General features: G+C 41.4%; 1 protein-coding gene. It reads left to right on the forward strand.

The features are described from left to right. On the forward strand, positions 1-244 hold a 244-nt coding region (locus tag AAEY88_RS15100), incomplete at both ends, for a phosphoenolpyruvate carboxylase (protein ID WP_350563702.1).

The following is a 244-nucleotide window of genomic DNA, read 5'->3' on the forward strand; positions in this document are numbered from 1 at the left end:
GCCCAGAGGTACAAGAAGTACTCGACACCTTTGACGTGATTGCACAGCAAGACGAGCAAACATTTGGCTTATATATTATTTCGATGGCGCGCACAGCCTCCGATATTTTAGCGGTACAATTGCTGTTAAAAGAAAGTGGTTGTAGCTTTAAACTACCGGTTGCGCCGTTATTTGAAACCTTAGATGATTTAAATGATGGCCACAATGTTATTACTACTTTGTTGGATAATGACTGGTACAGAGG

This window comes from Psychrobacter sp. CAL346-MNA-CIBAN-0220 (assembly GCF_040309805.1).
Taxonomy (GTDB): domain Bacteria; phylum Pseudomonadota; class Gammaproteobacteria; order Pseudomonadales; family Moraxellaceae; genus Psychrobacter.